At 65.6% G+C, this 15951-nt stretch carries 16 protein-coding genes and 2 tRNA genes; 15 read left to right on the top strand and 3 right to left on the bottom strand.

Translation table 11 applies throughout. From position 1 onward, the window contains the following. Position 1 precedes the first annotated feature (1 nt). The 6 genes from ACFQB0_RS06615 (at position 2) to ACFQB0_RS06590 (ending at position 5580) form a co-directional block, all read left to right on the top strand. Positions 2-1081 (top strand): ABC transporter permease, encoded by a 1080-nt coding sequence (locus ACFQB0_RS06615; protein ID WP_386729043.1) that lies wholly within the window; start codon positions 2-4, stop codon positions 1079-1081. Then, entirely contained in the window at positions 1078-2766 is a 1689-nt protein-coding gene (locus tag ACFQB0_RS06610) for an ABC transporter ATP-binding protein (protein WP_386729041.1), read from the top strand. The genes ACFQB0_RS06615 and ACFQB0_RS06610 overlap by 4 nt, the downstream gene beginning before the upstream one ends. A 5-nt stretch (positions 2767-2771) precedes the next feature. Beyond that, positions 2772-3632 (top strand): ABC transporter ATP-binding protein, encoded by an 861-nt coding sequence (locus tag ACFQB0_RS06605; RefSeq protein ID WP_386729039.1) that lies wholly within the window; start codon positions 2772-2774, stop codon positions 3630-3632. Beyond that, entirely contained in the window at positions 3629-4627 is a 999-nt protein-coding gene (locus ACFQB0_RS06600) for a D-isomer specific 2-hydroxyacid dehydrogenase family protein (RefSeq protein WP_386729036.1), read from the top strand. Before ACFQB0_RS06605 ends, ACFQB0_RS06600 begins: the two co-directional genes overlap by 4 nt. Before the next feature lie 97 nt (positions 4628-4724). Beyond that, positions 4725-4797: transfer RNA gene (locus ACFQB0_RS06595), tRNA-Asn, on the top strand. 540 nt (positions 4798-5337) lie between these two features. After that, positions 5338-5580, top strand: coding sequence for an SOS response-associated peptidase family protein (locus ACFQB0_RS06590; protein WP_386729699.1), 243 nt, complete (start codon positions 5338-5340; stop codon positions 5578-5580). 353 nt (positions 5581-5933) lie between these two features. On the opposite strand, the gene ACFQB0_RS06585 is transcribed toward ACFQB0_RS06590, so the two are convergent. Both ACFQB0_RS06585 and ACFQB0_RS06580 read right to left on the bottom strand, forming a co-directional pair. Then, positions 5934-6341 (bottom strand): hypothetical protein, encoded by a 408-nt coding sequence (locus ACFQB0_RS06585; RefSeq protein ID WP_386729033.1) that lies wholly within the window; start codon positions 6339-6341, stop codon positions 5934-5936. Positions 6342-6376: 35 nt separating this feature from the next. Next, positions 6377-7327 carry a DUF2599 domain-containing protein gene (locus ACFQB0_RS06580; RefSeq protein ID WP_386729696.1) on the bottom strand — a complete coding sequence of 317 codons (951 nt, stop codon included), beginning with the start codon at positions 7325-7327 and terminating at the stop codon, positions 6377-6379. A 975-nt stretch (positions 7328-8302) separates the two neighbouring features. Between ACFQB0_RS06580 and ACFQB0_RS06575 the strand changes: the two genes are divergently transcribed. The 6 genes from ACFQB0_RS06575 to ACFQB0_RS06550 all read left to right on the top strand — a co-directional run bounded on the left by ACFQB0_RS06575 (position 8303) and on the right by ACFQB0_RS06550 (position 12707). Further along, positions 8303-9532 carry a sensor histidine kinase gene (locus tag ACFQB0_RS06575; RefSeq protein ID WP_386729030.1) on the top strand — a complete coding sequence of 410 codons (1230 nt, stop codon included), beginning with the start codon at positions 8303-8305 and terminating at the stop codon, positions 9530-9532. Beyond that, positions 9529-10191 carry a response regulator gene (locus tag ACFQB0_RS06570; RefSeq protein ID WP_386729027.1) on the top strand — a complete coding sequence of 221 codons (663 nt, stop codon included), beginning with the start codon at positions 9529-9531 and terminating at the stop codon, positions 10189-10191. The genes ACFQB0_RS06575 and ACFQB0_RS06570 overlap by 4 nt, the downstream gene beginning before the upstream one ends. Positions 10192-10347: 156 nt before the next feature. Beyond that, positions 10348-10665 (top strand): SHOCT domain-containing protein, encoded by a 318-nt coding sequence (locus ACFQB0_RS06565; protein WP_386729025.1) that lies wholly within the window; start codon positions 10348-10350, stop codon positions 10663-10665. A 109-nt stretch (positions 10666-10774) separates the two neighbouring features. Next, a complete protein-coding gene (locus ACFQB0_RS06560) occupies positions 10775-11680 on the top strand; it encodes a sensor histidine kinase (RefSeq protein WP_386729022.1) in 906 nt (301 codons plus the stop codon). Continuing rightward, positions 11677-12405, top strand: a complete 729-nt coding sequence (locus tag ACFQB0_RS06555; RefSeq protein WP_386729019.1) for an AzlC family ABC transporter permease — start codon at positions 11677-11679, stop codon at positions 12403-12405. Before ACFQB0_RS06560 ends, ACFQB0_RS06555 begins: the two co-directional genes overlap by 4 nt. After that, positions 12402-12707, top strand: a complete 306-nt coding sequence (locus tag ACFQB0_RS06550) for an AzlD domain-containing protein (RefSeq protein WP_386729016.1) — start codon at positions 12402-12404, stop codon at positions 12705-12707. Before ACFQB0_RS06555 ends, ACFQB0_RS06550 begins: the two co-directional genes overlap by 4 nt. Positions 12708-12790: 83 nt before the next feature. Here ACFQB0_RS06550 and def read toward each other — a convergent pair whose 3' ends face one another. After that, positions 12791-13357, bottom strand: a complete 567-nt coding sequence (gene def / locus ACFQB0_RS06545; RefSeq protein ID WP_386729014.1) for a peptide deformylase — start codon at positions 13355-13357, stop codon at positions 12791-12793. Between the two features lie 40 nt (positions 13358-13397). Between def and ACFQB0_RS06540 the strand changes: the two genes are divergently transcribed. The 3 genes from ACFQB0_RS06540 to ACFQB0_RS06530 all read left to right on the top strand — a co-directional run bounded on the left by ACFQB0_RS06540 (position 13398) and on the right by ACFQB0_RS06530 (position 15807). Next, on the top strand, positions 13398-14312 hold the full coding sequence (locus ACFQB0_RS06540) for a DMT family transporter (protein ID WP_386729011.1): 915 nt from the start codon (positions 13398-13400) through the stop codon (positions 14310-14312). A 151-nt stretch (positions 14313-14463) separates the two neighbouring features. Continuing rightward, positions 14464-15723, top strand: a complete 1260-nt coding sequence (locus ACFQB0_RS06535; RefSeq protein WP_386729008.1) for a glycosyltransferase — start codon at positions 14464-14466, stop codon at positions 15721-15723. A gap of 10 nt (positions 15724-15733) precedes the next feature. Then, a tRNA-Ile gene (locus ACFQB0_RS06530) sits at positions 15734-15807 on the top strand. The last annotated feature ends 144 nt before the right edge of the window (positions 15808-15951 follow it).

Genomic DNA, 15951 nt, shown 5'->3' with positions numbered 1-15951 from the left:
CATGACCACGGTCGCATCGCACCTCGTGCCTCGACGCAAGAAGAGCCTCTGGCGGCGACTTCCCGTCGTGCACCAACTGCGGCAGAGTGTCGGCCTGCAGCGTGGCATGCTCATCACCGGCCTGGTCATCACCGGTGCCTTCGTGCTCACGGCGGCGTTCGCGCCCTTGCTCGCGCCGTACGGATTCAGCCAGTTGCGCGCCGGGGGAGTCGCCTTCGGCTCGCAGCGGCCACCGTCGGTCGAGCACCTGCTCGGCACCTCCGTCGGTGGATACGACGTTCTCTCCCGCGTGCTCTGGGGAGCGCAGACGGCCTTGTTCGTGATCGTGGTCGCCGTGATCCTGTCGATCTTCGCGGGGGTCGCCCTCGGTCTCGTCTCCGGCTATTTCGGAGGCTGGCTCGATCGTGTTCTCGTCGTCGTGTGCGATGCCGTCTACGCGTTCCCGTCGTTGCTGCTCGCGATCGTCATGTCCATCGTGATCTCGGGAGGACGAGCGAACCTGGTCGGCGGCATCCTCGCCGCAGCCATATCGATCACGGTCGTGTTCATCCCGCAATACTTCCGGGTGATCAGGGCTGAGACGGTGCGGATCAAAGCCGAGGCATACGTCGAGTCCGCACGGGTACTCGGTGCGAGCAATTCGCGCATCATGTTCCGGCATGTGCTGCGCAACGCAACGCGCACCCTGCCTCTCATCTTCACCCTCAACTCCTCCGAGGCGATCCTCACCCTCGCTGGGCTCGGTTTTCTCGGTTTCGGCATCGAGCCGACCTCGGCCGCCGAGTGGGGCTACGACCTCAACAAAGCACTGTCCGATGTGACAAGCGGTATCTGGTGGACCTCGCTGTTCCCCGGCCTCGCGATCGTGCTCGTCGTGCTCGGCATCACCCTCATGGGCGAGAGCCTCAACGACCTGGCCGATCCGCGCCTGCGTGGCCGCCGGGCCGTTGCGCAGGCCTCGGGGACCGTCGCCGAGACCTCGGTCGTGCCGGGTGGCACGCTCGAGGCCGGTCCGGGCGGGCTGGCCGGTCTGCAAGACGGAGAAACGTTCGACGAGCACGGAATCGAGGTCACGTCATGAGCAACGTCGTCACGATCGAGAGACTCGGGGTCTCGTTCTCCACGGATGCCGGGGCGGTCAAGGCCGTCGACGATGTCAGCCTGACCGTCGCGCGAGGCGAGGTGCTCGCGATCGTCGGCGAGAGCGGCAGCGGAAAGACCGTGACGGCCAAGACCATCCTCGGCCTGCTGCCGGAGACGGCGACGGTGCACGGCGCCGTCATCCTGAGCAGCAAGGACGGTTCGAGTCAAAACGATGTCGTCACCCTGAGCAGGAAGCAGCTGCGCGGGGTGCGTGGCACCGACGTCTCCATGGTCTTCCAGGAGCCGTCGATCGCCCTCAATCCGGTGTACACGGTCGGATGGCAGATCGCCGAGGGCATACGGGCGCACAGCGACATCTCGAAAGCCGAAGCGAAAGTCAGAGCCATCGAGATCCTCGGACGAGTCGGCATTCCCGACCCGGAGACTCGTGTCAACTACTACCCGCACCAGTTTTCGGGAGGGCAGAAGCAACGTGTCGTCATCGCGATGGCGCTCGTGCTCGATCCCGGTCTCATCGTCGCAGACGAACCGACCACTGCGCTCGACGTGACCGTGCAAGCCGAGATCCTCGAGCTCTTGCGTCGCTGCCGGGACGAGTTCGGCACCTCCATCGTGCTCATCACGCACAACATGGGCGTCGTCGCCGACCTCGCAGACCGCGTCGCGGTCATGTACCAGGGCAAGGTCGTTGAAGAAGCTGACGCTCAGACGCTCTTCACCGCCCCGCGGCACGCGTACACGAAACGGCTTCTCGCCGCTGTTCCGCACGTCGGGCAAGGCACCGTGAATGCCGCAGCGCGTGCCGAGGCACGGGCGGCGAGCTGGGCAGGGCAGAAACCCATCGTCGTGGCAGAAGACCTCCGCGTCGAGTATCCGGGCCGGCTCGGACGTGCCGGCTTCACCGCCGTCGACGGCGTGAGCTTTGACATCCGCGCCGGCGAGGTCCTGGGACTCGTGGGGGAGAGCGGCTCAGGCAAGACCACGATCGGCCGGGCGATCGGCGGGCTCACCAGGGTCACGGGCGGGTCGCTCTCGGTGCTCGGCCAGGAGATGAACGGTGTGCGGGAGCGCGCGTTCAAGAAGGTGCGCAGTCAGATCGGCTTCGTCTTCCAGGATCCGGCCTCGAGCTTCAACCCTCTTCTCACGATCGCAGACTGCGTCGCAGAGCCTCTCGTCATCCATGGCCTGGCGGAGAACCCTGTGGACGCCAGAGGACGCGTCGACGAGCTCCTGGAGGCTGTCCAGCTTCCTCGCGCGTACGGGGAGCGATACCCGCACGAGCTCTCCGGAGGTCAGCGTCAACGCGCGAGCCTTGCGCGCGCCCTCGCTCTGGAGCCGACTCTGCTGATCGCGGACGAACCCACCTCCGCGCTCGATGTCTCCGTTCAGGCCCGGGTGCTCGAGCTGTTCGCCGAACTGCAGCGTGAGTTCGGCTTCGCCGCCTTGTTCATCAGCCATGACCTCGCCGTCGTCGACATACTCGCAGATCGCATCGCCGTGCTCTACACAGGCAGGCTCGTCGAAGAGGGGACGGGAGCCGAGGTGCTCGGTGCGCCGCAGCATCCTTATACACAACGCCTGCTCGCCTCGCTTCCGGTGCCGAATCCTGCCGAGCAGGCGCTTCGGCGCGAGGAGTTGCGGCGTCTGCGTGAGGCAGACTAGTTTTCATGGGGAAAGCGGCGCACGGGTATCCGATCAGCACGAGCGATCTGACGATCGAGTATCCGCCGCATGGTGCGAGCCCGGCCTACGTCGCCGTGCACGGTCTCAACCTGCGCGTGTCGCCGGGGGAGGTGCTCGGTGTGCTCGGCGAGAGCGGATCCGGCAAGAGCACGCTCGCGAAGGTGCTCTCCGGCGCGTCCATCGACGCGGGCGGTGACAGCCGTCCGGTCATCACCGGAGGAGACGTGATGATCTTCGGCGTGCCGCTGCGCAGGCTCTCCCGGCGCAAGGCCGCCCGGCTCACCTTCGACGTCGGCTATCTCGCCCAGGATGCCGGATCCACCCTCGAACCGACCTTCACGGTTGCCGAGATCGTCGGCGAGCCCATCTTGTTGCGTGACAAGCACTACAACCACAAGGCTCTCGAGGCACGGGTGGTGACGATGGTCGATGCGGTGCGTCTTCCGCTCGGCCTGCTGAACACCTACCCTTACGAACTCAGCAGCGGTCAGCGACAACGCGTAGCCCTGGCACGTGCGCTCGTGCTCGCTCCGGAGCTGCTCATCGCCGACGAGCCCACGGCCGGTATCGACGTGACGGTGCGGTACGCCGTCATCGACCTCATCGCCGAGTTGCAGAGGCAGAGTTCGTTCTCGGCGGTCGTCGTCAGTCATGATCTCGCCGTGCTGCGTCGTGTCGCCGATCGCATCGCGGTGTTGCAGCGCGGTGTGCTCGTCGGCTTGGGAACCATCGACGAGGTCTTCGAGGATCCGCGGCACCCCTACATCGCGCGTCTCATGGAGACTCTGCCGGGAGCCTTCGACGAAGACGGGTCCAGTGACGCCGGAAGAGACGGGACGCGATGAGCGCATCCGCACGGCACCGAGCCGTGTTCGGCGCCCCCGTTCGGCCGTTGCCGTCGGAGCGGCGCCCCACGTCAGGACCGATCGCGATCCTGCCGGAGCCAGAACCCGATTTCGAAGCCGCCGTCGCGGCGGCCGGTGGTACGGTCTCCGAGCTCTCCGACGAGACACGAGGACTCGTCTGGCTGAGCTATGAGCGGTCTGCGGAGCTCGGTGCCGTTGTCCACGCGAACCCGCAACTCGAGTGGGTGCAGCTTCCCTGGGCGGGCGTCGACGGTTTCGCGGAGGTCCTGCGCGCCGAGAACCGGCCAGGGTTGCTGTGGACGAGCGCGAAAGGGGCGTACGCCCAACCGGTCGCCGAGCACGCCCTCGCACTGAGCCTCGCGCTCATGCGCATGCTGCCGAAGCGCGTCCTCGCCCGGCACTGGAACAGCGAGCCCGAGGGCGTCTCCCTCTTCGGGCGCAACGTCGTGATCGTCGGAGCCGGCGGCATCGCGCTCGAACTCGTCCGGCTGCTCAAGGCGTTCGATGCGTGCATCACGATCGTGCGTCGCCGCGCGAAAACGGTCGAAGGCGCAGTGGCGACGGTGACGAGTGATCGACTTCACGAGGTGTTGCCGTCAGCGGATCTCGTGATCGTCGCGGCGGCGCTCACCGGCGGAACGAGGCATCTCCTCGGTGATGCGGAATTCCAGGCTATGCCGGAGTCGGCATATGTCGTCAATGTCGCGCGCGGTCCCTTGGTCGACACAGACGCGCTCGTCGCAGCGCTGCACGCCGGAACCATCGCCGGAGCGGGGGTTGACGTCACCGATCCGGAGCCGTTGCCAGACGGCCATCCGCTCTGGACGGCGCCGAACTGCATCGTGACACCGCACATGGCGGACACCCCCGAGATGACGGCGCCGCTGCTCGCCGAGCGCATTCGACTCAATGTCGAGGCGTTCATGGGCGGTGCGCGCTTCGTGGGCGTCGTCGATCCCGAGGCCGGATATTGAGCTCCGCGCCCGATTGCTCTGGTAGTTGCCGCCTCGATTTTGTGGGGGCGAAACCTTTGGTAAAGTAGCTACGCCGCGATGCGATTCGCAGTGACATTCCTCGATAGCTCAATTGGCAGAGCAATCGGCTGTTAACCGATAGGTTCTTGGTTCGAGTCCAAGTCGGGGAGCGAAAGGCCACCATGGGCTCCACCCCTGGTGGCCTTTTCTGTCGCCGTCCTCATGCCGAGGGTCGCGTGCGTCCCACTCGGAGGGATTACCAGACTCTTCGTGGACTGATGACGCAGTACACAGGACTTTCGCAAGCCCAGATCGCGCTCTACTGCACGCCGACTCGACGATGCGACATCCCACTGTGTGGTCGAGAAGCTAGGAGCCTTGGTCTGAGAACTATTGCGTCAGATGCAACACCGCAAAACCCCTGGTCAGCGCCCTTAGACGGGCTGCTGCGATCCCAGCGCGAGTGGCGGCCGATAGTTTTGGCTTCTCCATAAACACCGCTGCGCGATGGGCAGCGCTATCAGGAGGCATCTGGGCAGATTACTCGGAGCTAAGAAACGCCGAGTCGAGCCGACACCGCCGGGATCACTCGTCCGAGCTATGATTCCGTACCTTCCTCTGATGGAAAACTTCGTCACAGAATATGAGCGCCCCGCAGATACAAGCCCCGATCTCGTCACGTTCTTTGACATTGACTCGGAGGGGAGGACCTGCCGCGCCCGTCGTGGAACGTCAAACCCACCGATCAGGTTCCGCTCGTACTCGAGTCCGATCGCAACGGCACGGTGACCCGACGCCTGGAATCCGCTCGCTGGTCTCTCGTAGCGCCCTTTACCAAGCAACTCGTCTCCAAATACCCCACCTTCAACGCCAGGTCGGAGACGGCTGCAGAAAAGGCCACATTTGCAGCATCCGTTCGCTCTAAGCGGGCAATCATTCCGATTTATATGTAGCGCTCGACAGAGAATTGCCGCGACTGCTAGTAACCAAGCGCTCCGGCCACGACTTTAGCTCTGGCGATCGGCGGGCATGGCCCGCGGATGCCGTCATCCTCGTCGTAAACCTCGTCCGGCGCCCGCGCGAGTCGACCTAGGATGTCGTCGGCCACGCACAGGGCACAGCTGTGGCCGGGAACGGGCAAGGCGTCGAGGACCTGCAGGCGCCAGGGCTGAGCTGCGAACCGCAGCACCCGTCGTCGAGCTGCGATGCTGCTCGTCCGCAAGTAATCGCTTTGACGAGGCCTGCTTTTCCAAACCAAAGCAGGGGTGTTCCTCAAGGAGCACCCCCGCTTCAGTAGAAGTCCGCGTCAGTCGCTGCTGGCGGTCCACGTTCCTTCGACGACCTGGAGCAGTTGGAACCGCTCATCGGGCGTCAGCGCGTCCTCGAACTCGATGACGAGCCGGTCCGACCGGTAGAAGTCGGCGTCGCTATAGATGACGGACTGCCGCGCGAGGTCCAGCGACTGATACCGGTAGATCACGACACCATCACCGACGACGCCTTCTACGCAGCCACGACGATCGCCGCAGGCATCCGCGGTTGGAGCCGAGGCGTTCGCGAAGCCGGGGAGGTCATCGCGCACCACGTCTGCAAGCGTGATACTCGGGCGAGAATCGTCAGTGAGCGATCGCGCGAGTGCTGCAACGCCGGTCGCCAGCAGCGCTCCCACCACGAAGGCAGCTAGGGCGATGAGCAGCACTCGAGGGATGGACACGCCCTTCTGGCGCGGAACCGCAGGCATCATAGTGTTCACCAGTTGCACTTGTGGGCGAGGACGTTCCCGTAGTTCGCATTCGCGGGCCGAGAGAGTTCAAGGTCCCAGTGGAAGCCAGCGCCGATGATGGCTCGGCCCCAAATCGCGTGGCAGAGGTACTGCTGCCGGAGGCTCGCGCTGTTGTTCACAGCCGCCCATTGTGACGTGAACTCCTCCAGACCTGCAGTGCTCATAATGGTAAGACCTTGCAGCGACAGGCCCATAGTGACACCCCAGAGGGTCAGACGGCCGGAGTAGACGTTCTGGCCTGCGTAGGTTCCGTTGCGGTTGACCGTCATCGGGCTAAACAGGCGCTGTCCGAGCCACGGGTCTGCCGAGATGGGGTATTGGTAGTCGCCAGAGGCGTGGTCGACAACCTGAGTGATCTCCGAACCCTCAACGAGGTAGTGCGTCGGCACCGCGGTGCCGGCGGCGTCGAAGGCCCACGCCGGCGCGACGCCGAGCACCAACTGACCGTTCGCGCCCGTGGCGAGAAGAGCCCCACCCTCGTCCTGCGTCAGCACGACACCTTCGGGCAGTTCGACGGCGATCGCATAGTTCGATGGTGCGTCAGGCGTCTCGATCACGAAGACGACCTGCAGCGACCCGTCGGCGCGATCGAGCGGCACCGTCGAGGAGTTGTCTCCGTTGTCGATCACCTCGACACCATCCTGGGAGACGCTCACTGCCACCGCATCCTGTGCCGCGAGCAGCTGCACGGACAGCGGATTCTCTCCGAGCGCCGACACCGACACGTCCGAGACATCCTCGATGGCTGCGGCATCGCTCGACGCACTTCCGGGGGCCACGAGGTCCGTCGCCTCCTCGGTCGACACGTCCTGCATGACGGGGATCTCCGTCGGCACGGATTCGAGGATCGAGACGACGTCGTCAGCCTTGGAACCGGTGGCGTTGGCCGCAGTCGCGCTGAGCAGCGATGCCGCCATCACCGCCGACGTTTCAAGAGGTGTCGCGTTGGCGGATGTAGCCCCCAGCGCGATACCACCGTCACAGCAAAGGTGATCGTGGACCGGCCCTTTTTGAGAAATTGCAAGGAGTCTCCTAGATTTCTTGCGGGTAGGAGGGAGAGTCCCCGGCTCCATTTTCAGTATGGGTCGAATGCTTGCCCCGGCACAGTAGGCGCTTATGAGGACACGCACGCTCCCGGCAGCCATCGAGCGCAGGGGAATTCTGGGCGCATTGATCGAGAGAGGCGCGATGAGCTAGGAGCGATGAGCGAAAGAAGCGAATCACCAGGTGCTCGACTCGCGCCGGTCACGTCCTTGCGGGTCTAGGAATTTGTCGTCGATTGCGAGGGTACAGAGGACTGGTTGACGACCAGACCACAGCTGCACAAATTCGCTCACGAAGATCCCAGCTAACATCCGAATGGTGAAGCAGCTTCATCGTTGTCCAACAACGGTCCGCAGCCAGACCTCGATGTAATCCCTGTTCTAGCAGAGCCCGGTGCTTCGGAAGCCTGCCACTGTGCCGTAAGTGGAGCCCTCAGCGAGGCAACTGGCGGGACCAGGCCACTTCACGATCCAGCTGACCAGGTTCTGAAAATGGACGGACGTGATGGGCACGGCGGATCGGAGGCCACGCCAACGGCACAAGCCGAACCACTCGAGGAAGCGTTGTCCCCGAACGAGCCAGAGTAGAAAATACCTAACTGCGATGACAAAGGGCAGAGTAGCCTCGCTGCACGTGCGGACGTTTCGCGGTGATTCCGCACGTTGCTCTAATGGAAAACTTCGATAAGGAATATAAGCACTCCGCCGATACTTCCACGGATCGTCGGCGATCTACTCGTACCCTCATGGCGCGAGCGTATACCGCCCGGCACGATACTCCCGAGGGAGTACCTGCCATCGCGCCCGTCGGCGGATGCCGCTCGCAGGAGGCGTCGCTACGATCGATGCATGCGACACTCTGCCCCGCATGAGCACTGGTCTGGCGCGCACCCGGCCGGAGAATGGCGGCCGGGCAGCGGGTTGAGCAGACCGTGGTCGTGGAACCAACCGGGCGGGTTTACGCGTGGCGCACGATGGTTCCCCGTGGTGTTCTCGCAGCTGATCCAGTTGCCCGTCGTCGTATGGGCGCTCTTCGGCTGGCACGGCTGGGTGCAGTCCGTCATCGCGGTTCTCGCCTTTCTGTCCTCCTACCTGCTCCTCTGGCTTGTCTGGCAGCCGGGACCGGCGCTGCTCTGCGTGGCAGTGCTCACGGTCCCCGCGATCATCCTGGGCGACGGGCCACCGCTCGCGGCGGTTCCGCTCGCCTTCGCCGTCGTCGGCGCGACCGTGCGGGGCGCTCGTGCATGGGTGTGGAGCACGGTCGGGGTCGGGGTGATCGCGGCGATCGCCTACGCCACCCTCGTGACCGAGCGTCCGTTCAGCGTCGTTCGGCCTCTGCTCGTCATGCTCGTGCTGAGCCTGCTCGTCGGGCTCGGCGAGGTCATTCGCAACCGGCGCGAACGTTTCGCGGAGTACCGGGTGGCGCAGCAACGGCACCGGCAGAGCGAGGCCGAGCGGGAGCGTCTGCGCATCGCGCGAGAGCTTCACGACGTGCTCGCGCACTCGCTCTCGTCGATCAACGTTCAGGCCGGGATGGGCCTGCACCTCATCGACGATCAGCCGGCGAAGGCCGCTGAGGCGCTGGCCAACATCAAGGAGACGAGCAAGACGGCCCTGGACGAGGTGCGCGGCGTCCTCGGCTTTCTGCGCTCCGGCACGGGGGAGGGCGCCCCGCTCGTGCCCGAACCGGAGCTTGCGCGTCTGCCCGCCCTCGTCGAGTCCGTCGCGGGCCTCGGTGTCGCCGTCGCCCTGGAGGGCGGGCTGTCGCCGACCGCCTCCCTGCTGGAACAGCGCGCGGTGTACCGTATCGTGCAGGAGGCGCTCACGAACATCACGCGGCATTCGAACGCGACGCACGCGACCGTGCGGTTGGAGTCGTCGGTCGGGCTCGACACGGTGACGGTCGTCGACGACGGCACGACGGAGCATCCCGAAGACGAGCTCGCAGAGGGTCGCGGTCTGCTCGGCATGCGAGAGCGGGCCCAACTGCTGGGCGGAACGGTTGAGGTCGGTTGGCAGGCGGGCGGAGGGTTCGCCGTCGTGGCGCGGCTGCCGCATGCCGACGGGGCGCGCCCGTGATCAGCGTCTTTCTCGCAGACGATCAGGGTCTCGTCCGCGGCGGGTTCCGGGCGTTGCTCGAGTCGGAGCCAGACATCGAGGTCGTCGGCGAGGCCGCTACCGGTGCGGACGCCGTCTCGGGCATCGTCGCGACCAGACCGGATGTCGTGCTCATGGACATCCGCATGCCCGACAGAGACGGGCTCTGGGCCACCCGCGAGCTCACCGCGCGCGCCGACCTCGCCGGAACCCACATCGTGATCGTCACCACCTTCGAACTCGACGAGTACGTCGCCGACGCGATCCGGGCGGGGGCGAGCGGCTTTCTCGTGAAGGACACCGAACCCGTCGAGCTGATCCGGGCCGTCCGTGTCGCGGCGGCGGGTGAGGCCCTGCTCTCCCCGGGGGTGACCCGGCGGCTGCTCGCCCGTGTCGCCGCCGGGCTCAAGGATGCGCCGCCGAACGGCGTGCTCGACGTGCTCACCGAGCGCGAGCGCGAGGTGCTCGTGCTCGTCGGCCACGGACTCAGCAACGACGAGATCGCCGAGCGGCTCGTCCTCAGCCCCCTCACCGCGAAGACGCACGTCTCGCGCATCATGAGCAAGCTCGGCGCCCGCGATCGCGTGCACCTCGTCGTCGTCGCCTACGAGACGGGGCTCGTGCGGCCCGGTTGGCAGTGACCGACTGCGGCATCGCCGGACGTTCGCAGAAACACCGGAGTACTCCTGGGGGAGCAGGCGAAGTGCCTGCCCTCGGCGGATTCGCTCCGGTGGCATCGACGCGAAGCTGAGGGTGCGATCGAAAACGATCGTGCTCTCAGACCGATTGGATGCACCATGTTGTCAACACTTTTCGCCACGAACGTCGTGGGGCACTTGGGCGGACTGTGGATGGGCGGGTTCGGCTGGCTCTTCCTGCTGGTTCCGCTGTTCTGGATCGGGGTCGTCGTGCTGATCGTCGCCCTCGTGGGACGCCGATGGCATCGCTACGGCCACGGCTACGGCCACGGCCCCGGCTACGCGGGCGGGCCGCACTGGCACGCCTCGACGAGCGCGGAACAGACGCTCTCTGAGCGTTTCGCCCGTGGCGACATCGACGAGACCGAGTATCGCGCCCGACTCGAAGTCCTGCGCGCGAACCGCAACGTCGGTTGAAGCCCTGCGCGGGAGGGTCCGGATGTGTGGCATCCGGACCCGTCGTCGCTAGTAAAGTCTCTTTCGGGGCGTACACCGCGCGCCCGTACGCGATCACGAGGAGACGGGCATGGCCGACTGGCTGCAGAGCGACGGCGTGGCGACGACCCTGTTCGTCGTCGGGATCGCCCTCGCGCTCGTCGCCTCGGTCGCCATCGCACTCTGGATTCGCGCTGCGAGGGAATTGCGCGGCAGCGACCGGGACTGGACGGGTGCCGAGCGCACCCGCATCGACCTTGAACTGTCGCTCGCCGAACAGACCGCTCGTCTCGGCATCGTCCGGGAGTTGCAGGATGTCGCCGTTCACTCCGTGTCGCGCCTCATCACCCAGGCAGAGGGAGCCCGTTACACCGCGGAGAGTGATCCCTCCGCCGCAGTGCGCGCGGTGTCGAGCGTGGTAGAGTCCGGCCGCGAGGCCCTCGGCGACATGCGCCGGGTGCTCACCGTCGCCCGCGAGGGCGAGTCGGTGTCGGCGACCCAGCCCGGTCTGCAATCTGCACGCGACCTTTTTCGGGTCATGCGAGACGCAGGTCTCACGATCTCCTTCGAGGAGACCGGAGAGCGTTACGATCTGAAGCCGGGTGCCGAGCTAGCGGTCTTCCGTATCCTGCAGGGGGCGCTCGCCAACGCCCTCAAGCACGGTGGCACGGGAACGGAGACCCGGGTCTCGTTCGCCTGGACCAGAGACGGGCTGCAACTTCTCGTCGACGACGACGGCATCCGTGCCGCCGCTCGTCGTGCTGGCCACGATCCCAACGAACTCTCGCGCGAGGCGGCGTACACGATCGACGACGACCTCAAGGCTCTCACCGAGACCATCACCGGTGCGGGACTCAGTCAGATGAGACAGCGCACGGAGCTTTTCGGCGGTGTCTTCAAGGCGAACACGGTCCCAGGAGTCGGGTTCTCCGTCTCCGCGGTGTTCCCGGCGCTCCGTTTCCACAACGGTATTCACGGCGTGAACCTCGTCAGGTGACCGGGCGTCGCTCCGTCGCGGAGGGTGCGCCTCCGGGGCGTCGCACCTCGGACGAGCGTGCCGTCATCCGTGCCGGACTGGCCGTCGGGCTCGCGACCGCGGTCTACGGCCTCTCGTTCGGTGCGCTATCCGTCGCGTCGGGCCTCGATGTGTGGCAGAGCTGCTTCCTGAGCCTCGTCATGTTCACGGGTGGCTCGCAGTACGCGCTCGTCGGCATCCTCGCCTCCGGCGGTCTCGCCGCCGGACCGTCCGCGGTGGCGAGCGCGGCTCTTCTCGGCACTCGCAACGCGATCTACGGCATGCGTATGGCACCCGTTCTCGGTGGTGGCTGGTGGCGCAGATTGGCCGCGGCCTGGGGCACGATCGATGAGTCGACAGCCGTGGCTCTCGCGCAGCCTACTGGGCACCTCAAACGGATCGGGTTCTGGGTCACGGCTGCTGTCGTCTTCGTCGGCTGGAACCTCACGACGCTCGGTGGTGCCTTGATCGGCGACGCCCTCGGCGACCCACGCGCCTACGGTCTCGACGCGGCGGCGGCTGCCGCGTTCCTCGGGCTGCTCTGGCCGCGCCTCAAAGGCCTGCAGGCTGGAGCGGTCGCGGCCGGCGCTGCGGTCGTCGCCGCCGTCGCGACGCCGATCCTCATGCCGGGACTTCCGGTGCTCGTCGCGGCCACTGTCGCGGTGCTCGTCGGCGTCTTCAACGTGGGCGGGGAGAAGAGCCGATGACGATGTGGCAGATCGTGATCCTCGCCTCGATCGCGTGCCTCGCGATCAAGATGGCCGGATACCTTGTTCCGCCTCGCGTGCTCGAGAATCCAGCGTCATCGCGCATCGCCGATCTGCTGACGATCGCGCTGCTCTCCGCGCTGATCGCCGTGCAGACCCTCGCCCAGGGGCAGAGCGTCGTCATCGACGCGCGGGTTCCCGCGGTGATCGTGGCCACGGCGCTCTTCGCGTTGCGGGTGCCGTTCATCGTGGTCGTCTTCGTCGCCGCGCTCGTCGCCGCAGGCATCCGCGCGCTCGGCTGAAGCCGCCGTCGTGGTTCGGCGTCGTGCGTTCGAGGCCAGCGGCTCAGCGTCCTCCCGGCCGCTTTGCTCGTCGATGGGCCGGCTCAATCTTCGAGGTCGTCGACGCCGGGCAGCCAGCTGTTGCCTGGGATGCCCCAGCCGCGCTTGCGGATGATCCTGGCGGCGAGACGCTGGTAGTCGTTTTCGATCCTGTCGACGTAGAGGATTCCATCGAGGTGGTCGAACTCGTGTTGGAAGATACGGGCGAGCCAGCCTCCCGCAATGATCTCGAACGCGGCGCCGTCGAGGTCGACCGCGCGCAGCATGGCTTTCTCCGCGCGTCGGAGCGGGAAGCGTTCGCCGGGGAACGAGAGACAGCCCTCGCACTCGTCGTCCTCATCGGCAGGGCGCACCGTGCTCGGAGTGATCCAGAGCTCCGGGTTGACGGCGACTCCGCGCCATCTGGTTCCCTCGTCGTCGACCCAGCCGTAGGTGAAGAGGCGAAGCGGGACTCCGACCTGCGGCGCTGCGAGGCCGACGCCAGGGGCGGCGTCCATCGTCTCGAACATGTCGTTGACGAGCGAGCGCAACGAGTCGTCGAAGTCGGTAACAGGCGCGGCGGGGGAGTGCAGCACGGGATCTCCGGAGATCCGGATCGGGAGTACGGCCATTCGCCAAGAATATCGGGCCCCCGCAGGTTAGGGTCTTTGGGTGGACCTCGAACTGACGGATCTTGTGGAGTTCACCCGCGACCCCCGACAGGTGTTCGGTATCTTCCTCGCGCTCTTCGGCGCCGTCTTTCTCTCGCTCGGCGCGCAGTTCCAGCACCGGGGAGTCGCAAAGGTCGAACGCAACACTCAGGACACCAATGGTGCGGGACTCAACGTTCGGCAGCTGCTCCTGTTGCTCGCGCGACCTTCTTGGGTCTTGGGCACGCTCATGCTCGGGTTCGCGATCGTGCTGCAACTGTCGAGCCTCGCCCTCGCACCGATCATCGTCGTGCAGCCGCTCGGGGCGGTCGCCCTCGTGATGACCTCGATCGTCAACGCGAGGGTGAGCGGGGTCAAGCTCAACCGCAGATCTGTCATCGCCATCTGCTTGTGCGTCGGAGGTGTCGGCCTCTTCGTGACGATCGCCGCGTTCACGGCGGTCGACAAGCCCGTGACCGGTGATGACCTGATCACGATCCTGATCATCCTCGCGTTCGTGCTCGTCGCCTTCGCACTCGCGTTCGTCTTTTTGCGCACGAAGTTCAAGGCGCTGTTCTATATCATCGGCGCGGGCGTTCTCTACGGTTTCGTCGCGACCCTCGCAAAGGTCATCATCAACCGCATCCAGCACTCGAATTTCGAGTGGCTCACTCTGGTTTGCGTGGTCGCCCTGCTGCTCGCCGCAGGTCTTGGCGCCTACTTCGTGCAGAACGCCTACTCATCGGGTCCGCCCGACCTCGTCATCGCCGGGCTCACCGTCGTCGATCCGCTCGTCGCGGTGGGGATCGGAATCTTCGTGCTCAAGGAGGCTTCCCAGGCTCCGTGGTGGGCTGATGTGGGGTTCGCTGTCGCGGGGGTCATGGCCATCTCGGGCGTCTTCATGCTCGCGAAGTACCATCCGCAGACGCAGAATTGACGACCGCGCCTTTTTGAGGCTCGCCGCGTCACAATGGATCGCGTAGCATGGGCGGTTTAGAATAGGCTCCTAGCTGATTCCGCCCGAAGGCGGACCTCGAATTTCTTGCCGGATGAATCTTCCCGGCCCAGCACTGTAGGGATCATTCCACTTGACTGATACGCCTGGATCGCATATCGCCGCACCCGCGGATGGCACGCAGACGGCGCAGAGGCCGTTGCGCGTGCTCATCGGGGCCGACACCTTCGCTCCGAACGTGAATGGTGCGGCCCGTTTCGCCGAGCGCCTCGCCGCGGGACTCGTCGCCCGTGGCCACGATGTGCACGTCGTGGCGCCGGCCGCCTCGCGCAGGCACGGCACGTGGATCGAGGAGCACGAAGGCCAGGCGATGACCGCGCATCGGCTTTATAGCTGGCGCTGGTATCCGCATGACTGGTTGCGGTTCGCCATCCCATGGCGGATTAAGCAGAACTGCGCCCGCATCCTCGACGAGGTGAAGCCCGATGTCGTGCATTTCCAATCACACATCATCGTGGGGCGTGGGCTGTCGATCGAGGCCGCGAAGCGCGGTATCCGCATCATCGGCACCAACCACTTCATGCCCGAGAACATGCTCGAGTTCACCCTGCTGCCGAAGGGGGTGCAGGAGCGTGCGATCCGGATGGCGTGGCGTGCGGCCCGGCGCACCTTCGACCGAGCCGAGGCGGTGACCACGCCGACGCAGCGCGCGGCGCAGTTCCTCGAGAAGTTCACGGGACTCAACGGCGTTCGTGCGATCTCGTGCGGGATCGATGCGCACAACTACTCTCCGAACTTCGAGCCGCGTGCCGAGAACCGCGTTCTCTTCGTCGGACGGGTGACCGGTGAGAAGCAGATCGATGTGCTCCTCAAGGCGATAGCGTTGCTGCCGGCCGAACTCGACGCGAAGCTCGAGATCGTGGGCGGCGGCGACCAGATGCGCAATCTGCAGCATCTCGCCGAGACGCTCGGCATCGCCGATCGTGTCATCTTCGACGGTTACGTGACGGATGAGAAGCTGCGCACCGCCTACTCGCGCGCGACGGTGTTCGCGATGCCGTCGATCGCCGAACTGCAGAGCATCGCGACCATGGAGGCCATGGCCTCGGCTCTTCCCGTGGTGGCGGCCGATGCGATGGCGCTGCCGCACCTCGTGCACGATGGTGACAACGGATTGCTGTTCGAGCCGAGCAATCCGCGAGACATGGCGGTCAAGCTCCGCACTGTGCTGGAGATGGCGCCGTCGGAGCTCGAGGCCATGAAACGCGCTTCACTGCGCCTCATCGGGGCTCATGACATCCAGCGCACGCTCTCGACCTTCGAGAGCCTGTATCGTGGTGAGCCGGTGATCGACCCGATCATCGACGTAGCACCCGCGGCCTCGCCGGAGTAAGCGGGAGCACGGGGCGTTAGCTCAGCCGGTTAGAGCAGCGGACTCATAATCCGCCGGTCGCGGGTTCAAGTCCCGCACGCCCTACAAACCATATAAATACAGGCAATGGCGACCCTTGATAGGGTCGCCGTTTGTTATGTGATGTATCAGGACATCTCTGACGAAACTGCATCAATGGATCTCTGACCCTTCGGGGTGGTTTGGTTCTGGCACTTCGGGCTCGATCTT

The sequence above is a fragment of the Luethyella okanaganae genome (genome assembly GCF_042660285.1).
Taxonomy (GTDB): domain Bacteria; phylum Actinomycetota; class Actinomycetes; order Actinomycetales; family Microbacteriaceae; genus Luethyella; species Luethyella okanaganae.
This window is presented reverse-complemented; position numbering and strand designations above follow the sequence as displayed.

Excerpts from the sequence above, each read along its gene's own strand:
- ACFQB0_RS06575 (WP_386729030.1), top strand. The coding sequence starts at position 8,303 with ATGCGACACTCTGCCCCGCATGAGCACTGGTCTGGCGCGCACCCGGCC.
- ACFQB0_RS06550 (WP_386729016.1), top strand. The coding sequence starts at position 12,402 with ATGACGATGTGGCAGATCGTGATCCTCGCCTCGATCGCGTGCCTCGCG.
- ACFQB0_RS06560 (WP_386729022.1), top strand. The coding sequence starts at position 10,775 with ATGGCCGACTGGCTGCAGAGCGACGGCGTGGCGACGACCCTGTTCGTC.
- ACFQB0_RS06580 (WP_386729696.1), bottom strand. The coding sequence starts at position 7,327 with ATGGCGGCATCGCTGCTCAGCGCGACTGCGGCCAACGCCACCGGTTCC.
- ACFQB0_RS06565 (WP_386729025.1), top strand. The coding sequence starts at position 10,348 with ATGTTGTCAACACTTTTCGCCACGAACGTCGTGGGGCACTTGGGCGGA.
- ACFQB0_RS06615 (WP_386729043.1), top strand. The coding sequence starts at position 2 with ATGACCACGGTCGCATCGCACCTCGTGCCTCGACGCAAGAAGAGCCTC.
- ACFQB0_RS06600 (WP_386729036.1), top strand. The coding sequence starts at position 3,629 with ATGAGCGCATCCGCACGGCACCGAGCCGTGTTCGGCGCCCCCGTTCGG.
- ACFQB0_RS06610 (WP_386729041.1), top strand. The coding sequence starts at position 1,078 with ATGAGCAACGTCGTCACGATCGAGAGACTCGGGGTCTCGTTCTCCACG.
- def (WP_386729014.1), bottom strand. The coding sequence starts at position 13,357 with ATGGCCGTACTCCCGATCCGGATCTCCGGAGATCCCGTGCTGCACTCC.
- ACFQB0_RS06605 (WP_386729039.1), top strand. The coding sequence starts at position 2,772 with ATGGGGAAAGCGGCGCACGGGTATCCGATCAGCACGAGCGATCTGACG.